1 protein-coding gene is annotated in these 3,661 nt (G+C 58.1%); it reads left to right on the forward strand.

Features of this window, described 5'->3' with window-relative positions; all coding sequences use genetic code 11:
* Positions 1–18 precede the first annotated feature (18 nt).
* Positions 19–3,661: hypothetical protein (locus QN359_RS19510; protein ID WP_323493619.1), on the forward strand; the 3,643-nt coding region annotated here is incomplete at its 3' end.

Consider the following 3,661-nt stretch of genomic DNA (forward strand, 5'->3'; position numbering starts at 1 on the left):
CAAAATCCCTGGCCTGTAATGCAAGAAGCCGCCAAGCTCTTGCTCTCCGCCGAACAACAAAACGCCCGACTCGATCACGTCACCGCGCTCGAGCAGGGTCAGTTCGAACTGCGGTTCTTGCAAAACAATGGCGCGCCGCTGGTAAAAATTCTCGACCCCAAACAACTCGCGCAACTGGTATCGTCCGAGACCTATCGCCAGCAAGGCTTGGGCGCGCGACTGCGCGGCTCGCTCGCCAGTAGCGCCCGGGTCGGCCAGCAAGCCCTCAATCTCAAAGGCCTGCTCGACAACTCAGCACTCGGGCCACAATTCCTGTTCGACAGCGCCGGCCACGGCGATATCGGTCCTTTGTTAGGGCAAATGAGTGGCCTGTGGGAGTACCAGCATTTGATTAACAAATTCTTGATCGGAGAAGCGCAAGCCAGCGATTTACTGCGTTACAAAGCGGTCTCCTCGCGGCTTGATCACGCCTTAGGTGGCACCGATCTGGTGTTGGGTCTGTATGAGAATGGCAAAATCTTTGAACGCCTGATGACCATGCATCAAAGCCAATCCGAGTGGACCGTCGACATCATGCAGTTGAGCGCCAATACGCTGGCCATGGGCTTGAGCGTCGCCAGTATGATTTGCCCGCCCTTGCTGCCGGCCGCCATCATCGCCCAAGCGCTGTGCTACCTGCCACAAAAATTCGGCGAACATCTGCAACTCGGCGATAAGGCCGTGACATCGATCGGCGCACTGCAACAGCGTTGGGATGCCTATTCTCACCCCTTGATCCGGCGCGAAGACAGTTCCGCGCCTGGCAACGCTACCGTGCTGCGCGGCTCGAACCTCTATCCGCTCAAGCATTGCCGTATTACCGACGATCAGATCAGCTACACCCGCAACCGTGTCGACGTCTATGAGGGCGGTTCCCAAGATGCTTGGGCCGCCTTGCCATCGGTCATCCATTGGGCGGCCGGCAGCTACGCCACACCGCCGCCACCGCCGTTTCGCGACGTCGGTCATAGGATGAGCGGGGAGCCGTTACGGCCGAATCAGGCGCGCCCCTTGGTCTACTACACCGGCGACGTTGCACAGTCGACTACCCTGAGCATCGATGCCAACCACCCGCTCATAGTCGACTTGTCACTGGTTCCGCCGCTGGAAATGCAGTGGAAAAAATCGGCCGCCGTCGGCTTTACTCACCGCAACGATGCGCAACTACAAAGTTGGGAGCGCAGCCGCTACGCCGCGCTGTTTCCGGTGCGCGCCGGCGATGCGCAATTGTTGGAGGAATTTACTTTCTTCGGCCAACCCGACCAACTGAGACTGGAGTTTGCGCGCAGCAGTGCCACCAGTGTGGTTTTCAAGGCCCCGCAAGAACAACAACAGCGCCAATGTTTAAGCGTCGAACTCAGTAACCAAGCCAGTAATAAAGCGCATTACGTCTTTGCCGGCTTGAATGCGCAAGCCAAAGAATGGCTGCTCGACAGCCGCCATGGGGCCGGCTTTTTACTGGCGTTGACACCGAATACCAAGGTGCTCGGCGATGGGCGCGAGACCTTGGAATTTGTGCGCGACCCACGCAACCCGAAAAAAATCTGTGTTCGGCTCGAGAATGTGACACCGACCCGTAGCCAAAACGAAGAGGCATTTTCCAACGCATACACACAACTACCGAACGAAGTGCGGGAAAAAATGGCGCGCGTGACCGTCAACGGGATAGGCTTCGCAGATTTTATCCATGGCCGCTTCCCTCAGCATTCCGTTCAGCCCGGCGCTGGAAAATGGGCCGCCTTGTACGACCAAGTGAAACAACATAATAATGCCAACCCGCGCAGTTGGGGCCTCGATATCGTCACGCCGGTTTCCGGCAAGACCGTGGAAGAGTCCATCGGCTGGAGCTTCATGGAATCGATGGCCGGCCAAGGCGGGGCATCGAATTTACGGGCGCATAACGAACCGGTCGTGGAAGAGTTTTTTGAGGGCTACATAGAAAAAGCCTTGGCCTTATTAGGCATCATGGCGAAATCGTTTTTATCGAGCCAACGGTTGCGGGTCGATTATCCAATTCAGGCCAAAGAAGGCAGTGTCGACTTCGATGCCGATACGGTACACGACGGCGTGAAATACCCACTGGCGTGGCTGGCGCGCGAGCAGACTTGGCTGATCGGACGTCCGCAGGCTTGGGGCGAGCGCGGCCATGTCGAATCGGCCCGCGTGGCACCTCCGCCCGGTTACAGCTGGTACGCGCACGCCGATGCGCCGCCACTGCAAGGCACGGTCGTGAGCAAACTCAATGGCACGCAGAGCGAACTGTTTTTGCAAACTCAGCAGGGCGAACTGCGCGCGCTCAGTCAGCAGCAATTCGCCGATTTCCAAAGCGTGCGTGCGCTGGCCCTCGATTATGACGCACTGTTGAACCAGGTGATACCGGCCTTGCGCACACAAGTCGGGCAAGATATCGGTAAGCACCAATCTCAGCTTGCACCAGCCGGTGCCTTCGCCAGCGGCAGCACACCCTCATTGGAAGGCGCGGTCAACTTCCAGCAAGCAGTACGTGCCGCCAAAGCTTACTACCCTAGCTACGCGCTGCTGCGCGCTTACGATTTACAGGGTAGCAATCAGACCCTCCGTGCCAGCGAATTAGATCGCGCACAGCAGCGTATCGAACAAGCGCAAGCCGTGTTGAGCGCCTTCGTCATGAGCGGCCAGCGCAGTCTGGAACGTACCGTGGCAGCGACCGCGACGCGCGTGACGCTGCAAATCGAAATCCAAGAGCAGCAATTCTATCCGGTCGTCACGAGCGTAGTTTTCCCCCTCAGCAGTCGGCCCAGCGACGAGCAACTCAACGCGCTGGCAGCCGAACACCGCTACCTGCGCTTAGCCGATCGGGTGCTGGTACGCTGGGGTGAGCGACTTGGATTTTTCGACCGCAAACAAGATCAATTGAGCTTGGTACCCGATCAATTCAGTCGTGCACTGGTGCCGTTAGGACGCGACCGGCAATATGAATTTTTCAGCCATGCCGGGCAAGCGGACAGTTTACTGCGTTGGGAAGTCAGCAGTCCCCTCATCAGCCGTAATGACACGGCACTGAGCTTGGACCCCCGCACTGTTCTGCCGCTGCAAACCCTGCTGCCGGCCGGTTTTATCAGAGAACTCGGCTTGCAGGACGGGCGCTGGGCCTTTCATCACGAGCGCGGTGCGCTGTGGCAGAGCGCATACAGCGTACTCTCATTGGTAACAGACGGCTATTGGCAATTGCGCAGCCTGACGGGAGAGTTGTTGGACTTCTATGCCGTCAGCGCCGAGCAAGGGCGCGCCGTCACTGTGGCCGAACGCCGACAACTGCATGCCTATTTGAGTCTGCAAGTTTTGCAGGCGGTGGAGCAGCAGGTGGCGGCTTTACAAGAACGGGCCGGGCCAAGCAGAGCGCAGCAACATATTGGTGCCGCTTACTACGAAGCCATCGATTTGCCGCCGTGGTATCACGCCCAGTTGCCGACAGCACTGAAAAGTTCATTGTACGATGCGCCGCGCACGCCTAGCTTGCTAGAGGTCTTGGCTGCCTATGGGATTAGCAGCAGTGACTATCTAAGCTATGGGTTTTTGCGGGTTGAGGGCTTGATGCCGATGATTGCCGATTACACGCATCTGAGCAAGCACCCGACCCTGA

Source organism: Undibacterium sp. 5I2 (assembly GCF_035019605.1).
Classification (GTDB): Bacteria; Pseudomonadota; Gammaproteobacteria; order Burkholderiales; family Burkholderiaceae_D; genus Undibacterium.